Source organism: Rhizobium sp. BK379 (assembly GCF_014193955.1).
Lineage (GTDB): Bacteria > Pseudomonadota > Alphaproteobacteria > Rhizobiales > Rhizobiaceae > Rhizobium.
This window is the reverse complement of sequence record NZ_JACIAD010000001.1, coordinates 951,968-967,983: the sequence shown is the minus strand read 5'-3', so window position 1 is coordinate 967,983 and position 16,016 is coordinate 951,968. Positions and strand designations below refer to the sequence as shown.

The window sequence follows — 16,016 nt, the reverse complement described above, 5'->3', positions numbered from 1 at the left end:
GGCAAATGACTGCCGGATTCCCGCTCTCACAGCTATCCGTCAGCTGCGCGAACAGATCTTCCTGCCGATGAGGCGTCGACGAGCTGTCGTCGGCCCATCGAGATCCCGGAAACCGATTGCGATTTAAAACCGGTGGAGCTATCCTGCAACTGATTGCATGACGCAATCAGATCCGCGTTCGCGCGGCGCTCCGGAGGAGGGAGAGGACATGGCCAAGCTTGTTTTCGGAAAGAACGTGTCACTGGACGGATACATCGATCATCAGGCGTTTGCGCCCGGTCCGGTGCTCTTCCGTCACTTCATCGAGAGCGTGCGGGGGGCTGCCGCCATCGTCTACGGCCGCCGCATGTACGAGATCATGCGCTATTGGGACGAGGACCACGCCGAGTGGGACGCGGCGGCACGCGATTTCGCGGCGGCGTGGCGGGGCCGGCAGAAATGGGTCGTGTCGCGCTCGCTGAAGTCGGTCGGCCCCAATGCCACGCTTGTCGGCGAGGGGCTCGAAACGGTCATCGGCGGGCTGAAGGACAGGCTTGCCGGGGAGATCGGCATTGGCGGATCGGAGCTCGCGCGAAGCCTGACCGATCTTGGCCTCATCGATGAATATCAGCTCTATTTCCATCCCGTCGTGCTCGGCCACGGCACACCATTCTTCGCCGCGCCCCGGCCACGGCTGCGCCTCGTGGCGAGCGATCGCATGGACGAGGACGTGATCAGGCTGACCTATGTTCCGGCCTGAGGCCCGGGGGCTGACACGTCCAGATGGATGCACCCGTCCGTCCCAAAAATATACCGCACAAGCTGTGTTTTCGCGCAGGGTTCGCTAACTCTTCGTTGAAAAATTCGGATGTAGGATGCATCCGCAAATATTCCTTCCACCTGCGTAGTTGCGCTTCATTCGGCGGGCTGAGGGATGTGTGGGGCTGCTTTGCGGAGGGGTGATGAAGAGCTTTGGCGAGGTGCTGGCGAGCTATCACGGTATTGCGCCGGGTTTCAATTTCCTGCGTCTTGCGCTGGCGCTCACCATCGTCTTCTATCATGTGCTCACGGCAGACGGCTATTATGGAACTGCGCACGGCCCGGTTCTGTGGTTTTTCGAATATAGCCTCGTGCCGATGTTCTTTGCGCTCAGCGGGTTTCTGATTACGGCGAGCGCCCAGCGGCTCGATCTGGCGAATTTCCTGCTCAATCGCGCTCTGCGTATCGTTCCTGCTCTCGCGGTCGATATCCTGATCTGCGCCTTCATTATCGGCCCGGCCGTCACCACGCTGCCGCTTGGCGAATACTTCACCGATGCGGGTTTCCTGGCCTATCTGATGAACATCATCGGCATGGTGCAGTTGCAGTTGCCCGGCGTCTTCACCAGCAATCCCATTCAGCAGGTCAATGGCGCGCTCTGGACCATTCCCTGGGAGATTACTTGTTACATCATCATGGCATTCATGATGATAACGGGTGTGGTGCGACGACAGACGGCAACGTTCCTGCTGCTTGCCGCTTTCCTCATCGCCGGTCTTGCGATCGAACATTTTGTGCCGGTCAGGCCAGGGGTTGGATACGGCCTCCATACATTGTTCGTCATTCGCGGCGCCCAGTTGATCACGGCTTTCCTGTGTGGCGTGCTCGCCTACCAGTTCAGGGGCCGGATACCGATGAGCAGGGCGCTCTTCTCGATCTCCGTCGCGGTCGCGCTGATCGCGATGATCGTGCTCGATACGCGGGCCACGGAAAGCGTCGCAAACCGCCTGATCCTGATCCCGGTTCTCACCTACATCACGATCTATGCCGGCCTGTCGCGGCTGCCGTTGCCGAAGATTCTCGGGCGCGGCGATTATTCCTACGGCGTCTATCTCTACCACGTGCCGTTCATCCAGCTTTCGATCTTCCTGGCGCCGTCTTTCTTCGTCGGTACGATCCCCGGCGTCGTCATGCTGACGGCGGTGACAATTGGTATCGTGCTCTGCGTCGCTGCCGTTTCCTGGCACGTCGTCGAGAAGCCCGTGCTGTCGTTGCGGCGCTTTGCGCTGACGGGCAGGGCGACCGGGGAGGGCCGGGCGGCGATTGCGCCGGTGGCGGCCGTGGAAGGGGTGGGACGGTAGCGGCGGCTAGGGGTGGTGACGTCGGTGGCCGTGGCCTCCTCATCCGGCCCTTCGGGCCACCTTCTCCCCGCCGGGGAGAAGGGACAGAGTCGCCGCGCGCCGCTTCCTGTCAAAGCCCTATTCGTTACATGAGACTCCGCCGCTTGCTCCCTCTTCTCCCCGGCGGGGAGAAGGTGGCCCGAAGGGTCGGATGAGGGGGCTGCACGGCACCTCGGAAAATGTAGGGGCCGTCTCCTTGGCATCACCGCCATCCCCACCGCCATCCCGTTGCCCCTGCAATACCTTTTCCGAACCCGTCCTGCGCGAGGCAGACCCGCCGCCAAGCCCCGCGAGCATGCGCAAGCATCATCATATGGACGTAGGGAGGCACCACCCGCATACCCCTGATTGCTGTCGTACGGTCCCGCGCGAAAACTGCCAGAATGGGTGTCTTGAAATACTGCTTCGTGGGGCCGGTTGAGGGGCAGGTCCAGGAGGCTGGTGGACGGGAAAGGGGACGCCGCATATGCGGAGAATTCGGGTTAGTAGTCTTGAGTACCTGAGCATATATGGTGGAGCGTTGAGTATCTGTCGTGTACCGTCAGCCTGGAGCGCAGTGCTGGGAACCGCGACTGTCGTATCATCAACGAGTACCGATGGTTCCCTAAGTTTTGCCAATCAGGGCAGCTTTACCGATCCGGGCGGCGCCGTCGTCCCGTCCTCCTTCACAGGCAGTATCACGCAGCCTTCTGCGTCGATCTCATCGGGCGTCATGCAGACGGCCTCGATACCGCCGAGCGCAATATCAGCGCCTTCAGGCGATGGCGGCGCGCAGGACACGTCGACCAAGACCGCGTCGCTCCTGCCGGCGCTGCAGACGACAACCACGACGACAGAGCGCACCGTGCTCGGCCCGGACCCATACCAGGAGGCCGCGACGCTGCCGCTGGCGCCCGTGTTGACGGGCGTTACCGGCGATGCCGGCGCGTCAAGCCCGACCACGTCTCCGACCGATCCTGCCGCCGGTTCCGGCGCGAGGTCGATACAGCTTCAGACCTCGATAGCCTCCATCTCGGTGCAGCCGAGCGAGAGCGTTTCGGCCGAGACCCCCGTAGGCTCGGTTGCGCTCGCAGCCCCTGCGCCGGCGGCTGCCGCTGCTCCGACGCTCAACAAGATCGCGCTCGAGAACATGAAGCAGGGCAACCCCATCAGTGAATGGGGCATCGAGGGTGACGGCAACGGCACCATCCAGGGCTTTGCCACCGAAATCAGCACCAATATCGGCGGAACGGTCGATTTCAAGATCGCGACGGATTCCACCCATTACCGCATCGATATCTACCGCATGGGCTATTACGGCGGAGCCGGCGCGCGCAAGGTCGACTCGATCGAGCAGCAGCTGACCACGGCGCAGATCCAGCCGCATCCGATCGTCGACATGTCGCTCGGCCTCATCGATTGCGGCAACTGGTCGGTGTCGGCCAGCTGGCAGATCCCTACCGATTTCGTCTCTGGCGTCTATTTCGCCAAGCTGGTGCGCGAGGACGGTGTCGAGGATGCGAGCATCATTCCCTTCGTCGTGCGCGACGATGCCTCGACCAGCAATATCGTCTTCCAGACCTCGGATACGACATGGCAGGCCTATAATGCCTGGGGCGGCGCCAGCCTCTACTACGGCGAAGTGCCTGTCGATCCCGCCGACATGATCGGCTACCTGCCGCCGAACTGCAGCTGCGGCCTGACCGCAATCGGCCGCGCCTCGGCCGTCAGCTACAACCGTCCGATCATCACCAACACGAGCCCGATCGGCGGCAGCCACGACTACATTTTCGGCGTCGAATCCTCGGCCATTTCGTGGCTGGAGCAGAACGGCTACGACGTCTCCTATATTTCCGGCGTCGATGCGACGCGCAACGGCGCGCTGCTGCTGAACCACGATGCCTATCTCTCCGTCGGCCATGACGAATACTGGTCTGCCGAACAGCGCGCCAATGTCGAGGCCGCCCGCGATGCCGGCGTCAACCTTGCCTTCTGGAGCGGCAACGAGTGCTACTGGAAGGTTCGCTGGGAAAGCAGCATCGACGGCAGCGGCCAGGCCTACCGCACCATGGTCTGCTACAAGGAGACCTGGGGCACGAGTTCGGATCCGAGCAATGTCGGCACCGGCACGTGGCGCGATCCGCGCTATGCCGATCCGGGGCAGGAGCCGGAAAATTCGCTGACGGGCACGATGTTCCAGGTGGACAGCTACCGCCAGGATACGATCTCCATCCCCTACGACTATTCGAAGCTGCGCTTCTGGCGCAATACGGATGTCTCGCAGATCAACGAGGGCGATACCTACAATCTGGTGCAGAACCTGCTCGGCTACGAGTGGGATTCCGATGTCGAGAACGGCTTCCGGCCGGATGGCCTCATCAACCTGTCGCTTTCGTCGATCTCGGTGGAAACCTATCTGCGCGATTACGGCGCAACGGTCGGTTCGGCCGTCGCCACCCACAGCCTCACCATGTACCGGGCGGCAAGCGGCGCGCTGGTCTTCGGCGCCGGCACCGTCTTCTGGTCCTGGGGCCTCAGCGACAATCACCAGGGTCCGGCGACCTCGACCGACCGCAACGTGCAGCAGGCGATGGTCAACATGTTTGCCGACATGGGCATCCAGCCGACCACGCTCGATGCGAGCCTGATCCTCGCGACCCAATCGACCGACACGCTGAAGCCGACCTCGACGATCTCGTCGCCGATCGTCGGTGCCTCCTTCCTCGAGGGCCAGCACGTGACGATCACAGGCACGGCGCAGGATTTCGGCGGCGGCATCATTGCCGGCGTGGAAGTCTCCACCGATGGTGGCCAGCACTGGTTCAAGGCGACCGGCCGCGAGAGCTGGAGCTTCAACTGGGTCGTCCAGGCAAGCGGCACCTATACGATCATGTCGCGCGCCGTCGACGACAGCGTCAATCTGGAGGCGCCGTCGGCCGGCAAGCAGGTCACGGTCAAGCTGCCGACCACGCAGGGCCTTTGGACGCTTTCGGAAAAGCCGGCGACCGAAGTCGCGATCGACCGCGATCCGGTCGAGCTCGGCCTGCGCTTCCAGGCGACGTCCGCCGGTTCCGTGCAGGGCATCCGCTTCTACAAGGGCTTCTACAATATCGGCGATCATGTCGTCAGCCTCTGGTCCAGCGACGGGACGCTGCTGGCAACAGGCGTATCGACGAATGAATCGCTCTCCGGCTGGCAGACGGTGATGTTCTCCTCGCCCGTCCAGATCGCGGCGGGCACGACCTATGTCGCCTCCTATCACAGCAACGGCTTCTACTCCGTCACCGACAATTATTTCGGCAGCGGCAGCACCTATGCCAGCGGCTCGCTGAAGGTTGTCGATGGCGGCGGCGTCTATGCCTATAGCGACAATGCCGGGACATTCCCGGGCCTCAGCCCCGGCGGGTCCAACTACTGGGTCGACGTGGTCTTCGATGGAGGGCCGAACAGCGTGCCGGTTGCCGGCGACGACAGCGGCCTGACGATTTCGCGCAACAGCACGCTGACGATCTCGATCGCCACGCTTCTGGCAAACGATACCGATGCCAATGGCGATGCGCTGACGATCAGCGCCGTCGGCAATGCGCTCAACGGCACGGTCACCCTCAACAAGCAGGCCGGCACCATCACCTTCACGCCGGCTGCCAATTATGCCGGCCCGGCAAGCTTCACCTATACGCTGTCGGACGGGCGCGGCGGCACGGACCAGGCCAATGTCAGCCTCACGGTCGACCCAGGCCCGGCCGGCCAGAGCCTGTTTACCGCCAATGAGGGGCCGACGGGCGGCAGCATCCAGGAAAATTCGGCGCTGGAACTCGGCATGAAGTTCTCGGCCTCGGCAAGCGGCACGATCACGGGCATCCGCTTCTACAAGGCATCCGGCGATACCGGGCCGCATACCGGCTCGATCTGGTCGGCGAACGGCACGCTGCTTGCGACGGTGACCTTTGGGGATGGATCGGCCTCCGGCTGGCAGACCGCGACCTTCTCCAGCCCGCTGCAGATCACGGCAGGCACGACCTATGTCGCCTCCTACCACACGACCGGCAGCTATGTGGCGACATCGGGCTATTTCAGCACCGCCCATACGAATGGCGCGCTGACGGGCCTTGCGGGCACCAACGGCGTCTATTCCTACGGATCGGGCACGACATTCCCGACATCGAGCTACCAGTCCTCGAACTACTGGGTGGATGTCGTCTTCAACCAGTCGACATCAAATTCGGCGCCGGTCGCCGCCAACGACAATGGCTATACGACCTATTCCAACACCGCGCTGTCGATTGCCGCGGCAAGCCTGCTTGCCAACGACACCGACGCCGATGGCGATCCGCTCTCGATCACCGGCGCCAGCGGCGGGGTGAACGGCACGGTCATCTTCAACAGCCAGACGAACAGCGTCACCTTCACGCCAAACTCGGGTTATACCGGCGTCGCAAGCTTCACCTATTCGATCTCGGACGGGCATGGCGGCACGTCTTCCGCCACGGTCAACCTCACGGTCAATTCGCAGCCCGACAGCGGGACGACGAGCCTGTTTACCGGCGCCGATACGTCGGGTGTAACCGCCGCCAACGATCCCAACTCGGTCGAGCTCGGCGTCAAGTTCATCGCCTCGGCCAATGGCCAGATCACGGGGCTCACCTATTACAAGAGCGCCGAGGATACCGGCACGCATGTCGCCTCGCTGTGGACGGCGAGCGGCCAGCTTCTCGCCCAGGCAAGCTTCATCAACGAGACGGCGAGCGGCTGGCAGACGGTTTCCTTCTCGCAGCCGATCAATGTCACGGCCGGCACCACCTATGTGGCGAGCTACCATTCCAACGGCTTCTATTCGGCGACCGCAAACTACTTCACGACGGATCATACGAGCGGGGCGCTGACGGCGCCGGCAAGTTCGATCAGCGGCGGCAACGGCGTCTATGCCTATGGCAGCGGCAGCCTGTTCCCGACCTCGTCCTACAATGCCACCAATTACTGGGTGGATGTGCTCTACAAGCAGGGTGCGCAGAACACGGTGCCGGTTGCCGCCAATGACAGCGGCTTCACCACCAGCACCGGCACGCCCGTCACCATCCAGGCCTCGGCGCTGCTTGCAAACGACAGCGATGCCGATGGCGATGCGCTCACGATCACCGGCGTCAGCGGTGCGGTCAACGGCTCGGTCAGCTGGAATGCCCAGGCCCAGACGGTGACCTTCACGCCGACGGCAGGTTACACGGGGCCGGCAAGCTTCAATTACGCGATATCGGACGGCAAGGGCGGCACGTCCTCGGCGCAGGTGGCGCTCAATGTCAACAACCCGGCCGCAGGACCGGAGCAGAACCTCTTTGCCGCCAATGCGACGCCTGCGGTCGTCTCCGTCAACGACAACCAGCCGGTCAATCTCGGCATGAAATTCCAGGCCGATACCGCCGGCTGGATCACCTCCATCCGCTTCTACAAGGGCGCGGACAATACGGGCTCGCACAATGGCTACCTGTGGACGGCGTCCGGCACTCTGCTCGGCAGCGTCACCTTCAACAACGAGACGGCAAGCGGCTGGCAGACCGCGCAGCTCACCCAGCAGATCGCCATCCAGGCGGACACGACCTACGTCGTTTCCTACTCGACCAATGGCAACTATTCGGCGACCGGCAACTACTTCGGCAGCGACGTGACCAACGGCGACCTGAAGGCGCCATCGGGCAATAACGGCGTCTATGCCTATGGCTCGGGCGGGCTGTTCCCGACCAGCAGCTACAACAGCACGAACTACTATGTGGATGTGGGATTCAAACCGCAACTCGCGGCCTAAAGCAATTCCAGCAAAAGCGCGCTGCGGTTTTGCTGGAATTGCGTGAATACAATTGGAGCGCGGTGCGCGCTCCAGAGGCCGCGGGGATGTCAGACCAAGCCTGTGTAACGAGTAATATCGATGATGCGTACAGACAACAGATTGCCGGTTACCGTCCTCGCCGGGTTTCTCGGCGCCGGCAAGACGACTGTCCTCAATCATGTACTGAGTAATCGTGAGGGTCGTCGCGTTGCTGTCATCGTCAACGATATGAGCGAGGTCAACATCGATGCGGATCTCGTGCGCGAAGGGGGTGCAGACCTTTCGCGCACGGACGAGACGCTTGTGGAGCTCACCAACGGGTGCATCTGTTGCACGCTGCGTGACGATCTCCTGAGCGAGGTGCGGCGACTGGCGAGCGCCGGCCGTTTCGACTACCTGCTGATCGAGGGCACGGGCATTGCCGAGCCGCTGCCGGTCGCAGCCACCTTTTCCTTCCGTGACGAGAGCGGGGCGGCCCTTTGCGACGTGGCCCGGCTCGACACGATGGTCTGCGTCGTCGACGCGGTCAATCTTCTCGCCGATTACCAGAGCGCCGAGTTCCTTGCCGATCGCGGCGAGCGGCGCGACGGCGATGACGAGCGCAAGCTCGTCGAGCTCCTGGTCGAGCAGATCGAATTTGCCGATGTCGTCGTCATCAACAAGGCGGGCGACGTGCCCTGCGCCTCGCTTGCGGAGGTGCGCCGGGTGATCGCGGCGCTCAATCCGGATGCGCGCGTCATCGAGGCTGTCTTCGGCCAGCTGCCGCTGTCTGCGATCATGGATACCGGCCTTTTCAGCGAGGCCAAGGCTGCCCGCCATCCGCTCTGGCACAAGGAGCTCTTCGGCTGGGGCAGCCATGTGCCGGAGACCGAGGAATACGGCATTTCGAGCTTCGTCTATCGCAGCCGCAGGCCCTTCGATCCGGCGCGGCTTGCCCGCGTGCTCGAAGCGCCGCTTGCCGGCATCATCAGGGCGAAGGGCCATTTCTGGCTGGCGACGCGGCCGGACGAGATCGGCCTCTTGTCGATTGCCGGCACGCAATGCCGGATCGGGACGAGAGGCTTCTGGTGGGCCTCGGTGCCGCAGGCGCAGTGGCCGCGCCATCCGCAATTCCGCCAGCTGATCGAGAGGCATTGGGACGAGGTCTGGGGCGACCGCCGCCAGGAGCTGGTCTTCATCGGCTCCGGCTTCGACGAGGCGGCGATCCGCGCGGCACTCGACGATTGCCTGACCGGGGAGGAGACGGGTTTCGACCCGGAGAGCGCCATCGGCCTTTGCGATCCGTTTCCGGCCTGGCAGCACGATATGCATGCATCGGGCCGAAAGGTGTGAAGCCGCTTCCGGCCAACAATTTTGACGTCAACCAGAGGGAGAGAGAACAATGAGCAACGAACTTTATGCAGACGGCATCGGCGAAATCACCATCACCGGCACGATCGTGCGCATCGACCTGATGTCGCTGTCGGCGACCGACCGCGATGCCAACAACAATCCGAAGCCGGTCTTCCGCCAGCGTATCATCATGCCGGTCGACGCCTTCGCCAATGCGGTCGATCTCATGCAGAAGGCGCTTGGCGGCCTCGTCGAAGCGGGCGCGGTTCGCCGCATCGGCGACATGTCCGCTGCTGCGGCGGCCGATATCCAGGCGACGCAGGCCGGCGCTTCGAACGCCTCGCCGAACTTCAACTGACAGCGAGTAGAGCCTCGGTCTCTTTTGTTTCGGGTGGGCCATGAGTGGATTTCTGCATACGAACCTGCATTGTCTTGCGCTCGTCGCGCGCCATCACGGCGTCGATCTTGCGCCCGAGCGGCTGCAGCACGATTATGCCGTCGGCAACGATCCCGTCGCCGTGCGGCAGCTGTTGCGCATGGCAAAGGATGCGGGCCTGAGGGCCAGGCATCTCGATCTCACCTGGCGCGGCCTGTTCCAGCTCGGCGAGGCTTTTCCCGTGCTTGCGGAACTGACCAACGGCAACTGGGTGGTCATCGCCGGCGCTATCGGGGAGGGCGAGGATGAGCGGATCCGGGTTCTCGACCCGCTGGCCTCACGCGCCGAGGTGATGATGCTCAGCGAAGAGCAGTTCGCCAAGGCCTGGCTCGGCTCGGTGATCCTGCTCAAGCGCAACTATCGCATGTCGGATGAGGACCGGCCCTTCGGTTTCCGATGGTTCGTGCCTGAAATCATCAAGCAGCGCAGCTTCTTCCGCGATGTCGCGCTCGCAGCCTTCGTGCTCTACGGGCTCGGGCTGATGACGCCGATGTTCTTCCAGCTTGTCATCGACAAGGTGCTGGTGCACCAGAGCTATGCGACGCTGACCGTCCTGACCGTCGGTATCGGCATCGCGCTGATCTTCGACGCTACCTTCAGCTTCCTGCGCCGCTACCTGCTGCTCTACGCCACGAACAGGATCGACATCCGCGTCGCTACCCGCACTTTCGGCCATCTGCTCAACCTTCCGATCGCGCTTTTCGAGCAGGCCTCGGCCGGCGTTCTCGTCAAGCATATGCAGCAGACGGGGCGCATCCGCGAATTCCTGACCGGCCGCCTGTTCCTGACGCTTCTCGACGGTGTGTCGCTCTTCGTCTTCGTGCCGATCCTGCTTCTCTACAGCGTCAAGCTGACGCTCGTGGTGCTCGGTTTCGCGGCCCTTGTCGGGCTCGTGGTGATGATGCTCGTCGGCCCGTTCCAGCGCCGCCTGAAGGCGCTCTACCAGGCCGAGGGCGACCGGCAGGCATTGCTGGTGGAAACCGTGCATGGCATGCGCACCGTCAAGTCGCTGGCGCTTGAGCCGCGCCAGCGCAAGGTGTGGGACGATTATTCGGCCCAGTCGATATCCGTGCGCTTCCGCGTCGAGAAGATCTCCACCATCGCCCAGTCGCTGACGGGGCTTCTGGAAAAGCTGATGAGTGTCGCGATCATCGGGCTCGGAGCGCTCGACGTGTTCTCGGGTACGATGACGATCGGTGCGCTCGTTGCCTTCAACATGCTCGCCGGCCGCGTTTCGGGGCCGCTCGTGCAGATCGTCACCATGGTGCATGAATATCAGGAAGTGGCGCTCTCCGTGCGCATGCTCGGCGAGATCATGAACCAGCGGCCGGAGCAGGCGGGACGCGGCCGTGGTGTCAGGCCGCATCTGCATGGCCGCATCGAATTCGACCGCGTCAGCTTCCGCTATGCGCCGGATGCAGCACCTGCGCTCGACAATGTCTCCTTCGCCATTCCGGCAGGCTGCGTCTTCGGCGTGGTCGGCAAGAGCGGCTCGGGCAAGACGACGATCACCCGGCTCATCCAGGGGCTCTACCAGAGCCAGGAGGGGCTGGTGCGGATGGATGGTTACGACAGCCGCGAGATCGACCTCGTGCACCTGAGAACCAGCATCGGTGTCGTGCTGCAGGATAATTTCCTGTTCCGCGGCTCGGTGCGCGACAATATCGCCGCCGCCAAGCCCGATGCCAGTATCGAGGAGATCATGCAGGTCGCCCGCATCGCCGGTGCGGAAGAGTTCATCGAGCGGTTGCCGCGCGGCTTCGACACGATGCTGGAGGAAAATGCCGCCAACCTTTCCGGTGGCCAGAAGCAGCGGTTGGCAATCGCGCGTGCACTGATCACCGATCCGAAGCTCCTGATCTTCGATGAGGCGACGAGCGCGCTCGACCCGGACAGCGAGGCGATCATCCGTGACAATCTCAGCCGCATCGCTGCCGGGCGCACGGTCATCATCGTCTCGCACCGGCTTTCGACGCTTGTCGATGCCGACGCCATTCTCGTCATCGATCGCGGCAAGGTCGCCGATATCGGCCGGCACGATCAGCTCGTGTCGCGCTGCATGACCTACCGCCATCTCTGGGCCCAGCAGATGAGGCAGGTCGCATGAACGCCCATGTCAGAAAATCCGACGAAAACATGCCTGTCCCTTCCGAGAAGGGGCCACCGGAACAGGGCCGGTCCGGCAAGGGCGGGGCGCTTGTCGCCCGGCCGCCGCTGCCGCCTGTCATTGCGGAGTTCCAGTCCGATGCCGTCGAACTGGAAGAACGCGCGCCGCCGCGCGTGGCCCGCATGACGCTCTATTGCGTCACGGCACTGCTTGCCGCAGCCATCACCTGGGCGTCCGTCTCCTCCATCGACGAGGTGGTGATTGCACCCGGCAAGCTTGTCACCACGCAGCCGACCATCGTCGTGCAGCCGCTCGAAACCTCGATCATCCGCACGATCGACGTGAAGGCCGGCGAGGTGGTGCATGCCGGCCAGACGCTGGCAACGCTCGACGCCACCTTCAGCCAGGCCGATGTCGGGCAGCTGAAGGCGAAGTTTTCCGCCCTCGACGCCCAGGTGAAGCGGCTGGAGGCGGAGCTGACCAGCGAGGATTATTCAAAGATCGCCGGCAATACGCCGGACGAGCAGCTGCAGGTGCAGCTCTTCGGCCAGCGGCGGGCCTTCTACATGGCGCAGCTGCAGAATTTCGACCAGCAGATCGCCGGGCAATCGTCAGTGATTGCGGCAAACCGCAATCAGGAAGCGGTGCTCAACGACCGGCGCGACAACCTCGCGCAGATCGAGGCGACGCGAAAGAAGCTCTATGACAAGGAAAGCGGCTCGCTGCTCACCATGCTCGGCTCGCGCGACGCCCGCCTCGATGTCGAGGCCGATATCACCGCCGTGCGCGGCAAGGCCGACGAAGCGGCCCATGCCTATGCGAAACTGCGCGCCGACCGGCAGGCCTTCGTCGAGGATTTCCGACGCGCCGCGATGGAACAGCTCGTCGACCTGCGCAGCCAGCGCGACATGGCCGGGGAGGAACAGAAGAAGATGGAGCTGCGCCGCAACATGGTGGCGCTGACCGCGCCGGCAGACGCCGTCGTGCTCGATCTGGCGCAACGCTCGGTCGGTTCCGTCGTGCGCGAGGCCGAGCCGGTCGTCACACTGGTGCCGATCAACGTGCCGCTCGAAGCGGAAGTCTCGATCAACACCCGCGACATCGGCCGCATCGCCGTCGGCAAGGAAGCCCGCATCAAGCTCGATGCCTATCCCTTCCAGAAATACGGCACGGCCTCGGGCGAAGTGCGCACGATCAGCCAGGACACGTTCGTGACCGGCCAGCAGCAGGACCCGAACGCCACCACCGCCCAGCCGCCGGCCGCACCCTTCTTCAAGGCGCGCATCCTGCTCGCCGATACAAGGCTGAACGTCTCCGACGTGCCGGTGCGGCTGCTGCCGGGCATGACCGTCTCGACGGAAATCAAGGTGGGGAACCGGACGGTGATGTCCTATTTCCTCTACCCGCTCCTGCGCGGGCTGGATGACGCGATCCGCGAACCAAACTGAGAGGTCCGCCGGCGGTGCAGGCGAGGGGCCTTCTGCACACGCCATGGGATGGGGGCGCGCCGCCGCTCACGGCGCTGCCCCCAAACCTGTTTTTGGGGGTAAGGGGCGGGTATCGACCGTCCTTCGGCCCCGCGGAAAAGGCAAAATCTGCCGCACCGCCTTCCGGATCTCCAACGTTGCAGGAGGGACGAGGCGTTGCCCCACCCTCCCTCATCCCTGTGACGAGCACAGGGATGAGGGGAATTTGAGGCGGGCGTCGGCGTCCAAAGCGAACTCGAGTGACAACGCGGGTCGCAGTTGCGCCAAAAGCCGGCATTCCCCCAAGCCGGGTGATCAGATCACGAATTCCTCTTCGTAGGTCTTCGGCTCGGGAACGACCGTAACCTTCACCGGAATGATCCAATTGGCCACGTAGCTCTCGCAGTCGGAACGCTGGACGTCGGGCTGCACGCACCCTGCCGCATCGGTCGCGCGAGATCGCAGTGTATATTGCCCCACGTCTTCAGGGGTCCACATGTACTCCCACAAGCGCCATGCAAAGGGACGTTCTGTTTCGAGGAGCCTTGCCTCGCGCCAGCCCCTGCCATCTCCGGTGCAGACCTGCACCTGCCGGATAGGAGCCTCTCCGCTCCAGGCGGCTCCGAAAATCCGGTGCGGTTGGCCGGCGATGAGATGCGCCCCCTGTACGGGACGCGCGATCTGCGATTTGACCTCCATCTGCGCAAGCGGGACCAGCGTGGGTTCGCCGAGGCCGCGCTCCCAACGGAAATAGTCGCGCGCCTGCCAGTAGCCAAGGAAGGGTCGCTCCACAACCGTGATATGCGTGATCCACTTGACCCAGGCCATGCCGAACCAGCCGCCCACGACCGCGCGCAGCGGATAGCCGTGATCGCGCGTCAGCGGCCGTTCGTTCATCGAATAGGCAAGGATCGTGCTGTCGGCCATGGCCTTCTCAAGCGGCAAACTGCGCGCAAACGCGATGGGGCCGGGAGAGGCCGTTTTCTTGTTCGCGTCGACGACGCCGCTGTCGGCGCCTGTGAGCAGAACCTCACATGCGGTTTGCTTGACGCCCGCCATCTCCAAGATCTCGCGCAGAAGAACACCTGTCCAGGCGGCATTGCCGACGGCTCCGTTCTGCCACTGCAACCCCTCCCGCGGCGGCTCATAGTAGACGCGCCCGTTGCCTGCGCATTCGACGACGGCGGCCAAACTCGTGCTCCGCATCGCCTTGATGCTTTCGAGGTCAAGTTCGATCGGCCGCTCCACCGCCCCATCAATGCGCAATCTCCACTCTCGCGCATCGAGGTCCGGCGACGGGAAATGGTTTCGCACGAAGAACAGTTCGGCTGGGATCAGCCAATCGGAGAGCGACGCAAACGGAAACTCGATGTTTTCAGGTGATTTCTGTCGAACTATCAGACTGGGTTGCTGTGCTGTCGGCATCTTCCTCGTCTTCCCCTTTGAAGAACACAATGTCGGCTCTCGGTCGCGCGAATTCCGCTACGATAACACTGCCCCTCGCAGCGCGCCTGTCGCATTTCGGATTCGTGCGGCATCCTAGCACATGCCGCACGTTGCTCGGATCGACTTCGAACGGCAGCAAAGGGGCCGGCGGCGGTCCTGATCGGCTTGCGCCAGAAGCGGATATATTCGGGTTCTCGATCGTTGGTGACAAGGTCGCCGTCAAAGCGGGAATCGGCCGGCATTCGGAGGCGTATCGCCCCGCCGAACTGTGAGCGCGCGGAAATCAATCCACGTAGGTCATCAGCGTACGGCGGGATAGGCAGCAAGAAGCTGTTGTTCGAGAAAATCGATGAATGCGATGACCCTCTGGTTGCGCAATTGTCCTGTCGTAACGGCATACAGGTTCGCGTCCCCGACTGAAAATACATCAAGCGCGGTTACAAGCTGGCCGGTACTCAATTCGTTCCGGATACCCAGGGCTCCCCTCCTGATTACGCCGCGTCCCGCGAGTGCCCAATCGCGGAGGGCGCCGCTGTCGTTGGCAACGCGATCTCCCTGAACACGGACCGATATCGGCTTGCCTTCCACCAGGAAAGGCCAGGCGGCGGAGGCAGCGTCGGGGCGTGCGTGCACAAGGCAGTTGTGCTCCGTGAGATCATCCGGCTTGCGAGGAACGCCTCGCGCATTCCAGTAGGCCGGCGATGCGCACACGACTCTGCTGCCTCGCAGCAGCAAACGCGCCATCAGGCTCGAGTCATTCAAAGGGCCGAAGCGCAGGGCGACATCGATATCGTTGCCGACCAACTCGACGACGTCGTCCGCGAAATGCAGTGTGATCTTTACAGCCGGATGTTCGAGAAGGAACCGATCGACCATCAGCGCCAGTCCGAGCTGGCTAAATTCCTGCGGGGCGGTGATCTTGATCGGTCCGCTCAATAGCGCACCACGCGCACCTACGATCGCTGCATCCCAGTCGGCCAGGATGCGTCGCGAGTCCGCAAGGAATTGCCGTCCCTCGTGGGTGAAGGACAAGCGCCTTGTGGAGCGGGTGACGAGGCTCACGCCAGCCCGTTCCTCGAGCTGCTGCAGCGCGACCGTGACCGTAGAGGTAGCCACTGACGCGTGACGAGCCGCTGCGGACAGGCTGCCTGTCTCGGCAATGCCAACGAAAAGGCGCAACGCGTCGATCGTATCCATTTCTCGCGTTTCCCGAAAAGTGCTTTTGAATCGGGATTCCTTATCACGGGCGGCGAAACAAACAATATGTCGGCTTCAGCACGGTCCGACCGCATTC

General features: G+C 63.2%; 9 protein-coding genes. 7 read left to right on the top strand and 2 right to left on the bottom strand.

The features are described 5' to 3' along the window. The first annotated feature begins 208 nt into the window (after positions 1-208). From FHT93_RS04985 to FHT93_RS04955, 7 genes are all read left to right on the top strand, one after another. Positions 209-739 carry a dihydrofolate reductase family protein gene (locus FHT93_RS04985; protein WP_113148490.1) on the top strand — a complete coding sequence of 177 codons (531 nt, stop codon included), beginning with the start codon at positions 209-211 and terminating at the stop codon, positions 737-739. 202 nt (positions 740-941) lie between these two features. Then, a complete protein-coding gene (locus FHT93_RS04980; protein ID WP_183846435.1) occupies positions 942-2,099 on the top strand; it encodes an acyltransferase in 1,158 nt (385 codons plus the stop codon). Between the two features lie 505 nt (positions 2,100-2,604). Further along, on the top strand, positions 2,605-7,914 hold the full coding sequence (locus FHT93_RS04975) for a DUF4082 domain-containing protein (protein WP_183846433.1): 5,310 nt from the start codon (positions 2,605-2,607) through the stop codon (positions 7,912-7,914). A 120-nt stretch (positions 7,915-8,034) separates the two neighbouring features. Then, the gene (locus tag FHT93_RS04970) at positions 8,035-9,267 is read left to right on the top strand and encodes a GTP-binding protein (protein WP_018114922.1); all 1,233 of its coding nucleotides are present in this window, start codon (positions 8,035-8,037) and stop codon (positions 9,265-9,267) included. Between the two features lie 49 nt (positions 9,268-9,316). After that, a complete protein-coding gene (locus FHT93_RS04965; RefSeq protein ID WP_018114923.1) occupies positions 9,317-9,625 on the top strand; it encodes a hypothetical protein in 309 nt (102 codons plus the stop codon). A 40-nt stretch (positions 9,626-9,665) separates the two neighbouring features. Beyond that, entirely contained in the window at positions 9,666-11,810 is a 2,145-nt protein-coding gene (locus tag FHT93_RS04960) for a peptidase domain-containing ABC transporter (RefSeq protein ID WP_112546011.1), read from the top strand. Further along, positions 11,807-13,258, top strand: coding sequence for an HlyD family type I secretion periplasmic adaptor subunit (locus FHT93_RS04955; RefSeq protein ID WP_113138814.1), 1,452 nt, complete (start codon positions 11,807-11,809; stop codon positions 13,256-13,258). Before FHT93_RS04960 ends, FHT93_RS04955 begins: the two co-directional genes overlap by 4 nt. Before the next feature lie 333 nt (positions 13,259-13,591). Here FHT93_RS04955 and FHT93_RS04950 read toward each other — a convergent pair whose 3' ends face one another. Next, positions 13,592-14,701 carry a sulfite oxidase gene (locus FHT93_RS04950; RefSeq protein ID WP_183846431.1) on the bottom strand — a complete coding sequence of 370 codons (1,110 nt, stop codon included), beginning with the start codon at positions 14,699-14,701 and terminating at the stop codon, positions 13,592-13,594. Between the two features lie 321 nt (positions 14,702-15,022). Beyond that, a complete protein-coding gene (locus tag FHT93_RS04945) occupies positions 15,023-15,919 on the bottom strand; it encodes a LysR family transcriptional regulator (protein ID WP_183846429.1) in 897 nt (298 codons plus the stop codon). Positions 15,920-16,016: the final 97 nt, after the last annotated feature.

Coding starts and splice junctions, on each gene's coding strand:
- FHT93_RS04985 (WP_113148490.1), top strand. CDS start 209: ATGGCCAAGCTTGTTTTCGGAAAGAACGTGTCACTGGACGGATACATC.
- FHT93_RS04980 (WP_183846435.1), top strand. CDS start 942: ATGAAGAGCTTTGGCGAGGTGCTGGCGAGCTATCACGGTATTGCGCCG.
- FHT93_RS04975 (WP_183846433.1), top strand. CDS start 2,605: ATGCGGAGAATTCGGGTTAGTAGTCTTGAGTACCTGAGCATATATGGT.
- FHT93_RS04970 (WP_018114922.1), top strand. CDS start 8,035: ATGATGCGTACAGACAACAGATTGCCGGTTACCGTCCTCGCCGGGTTT.
- FHT93_RS04965 (WP_018114923.1), top strand. CDS start 9,317: ATGAGCAACGAACTTTATGCAGACGGCATCGGCGAAATCACCATCACC.
- FHT93_RS04960 (WP_112546011.1), top strand. CDS start 9,666: ATGAGTGGATTTCTGCATACGAACCTGCATTGTCTTGCGCTCGTCGCG.
- FHT93_RS04955 (WP_113138814.1), top strand. CDS start 11,807: ATGAACGCCCATGTCAGAAAATCCGACGAAAACATGCCTGTCCCTTCC.
- FHT93_RS04950 (WP_183846431.1), bottom strand. CDS start 14,701: ATGCCGACAGCACAGCAACCCAGTCTGATAGTTCGACAGAAATCACCT.
- FHT93_RS04945 (WP_183846429.1), bottom strand. CDS start 15,919: ATGGATACGATCGACGCGTTGCGCCTTTTCGTTGGCATTGCCGAGACA.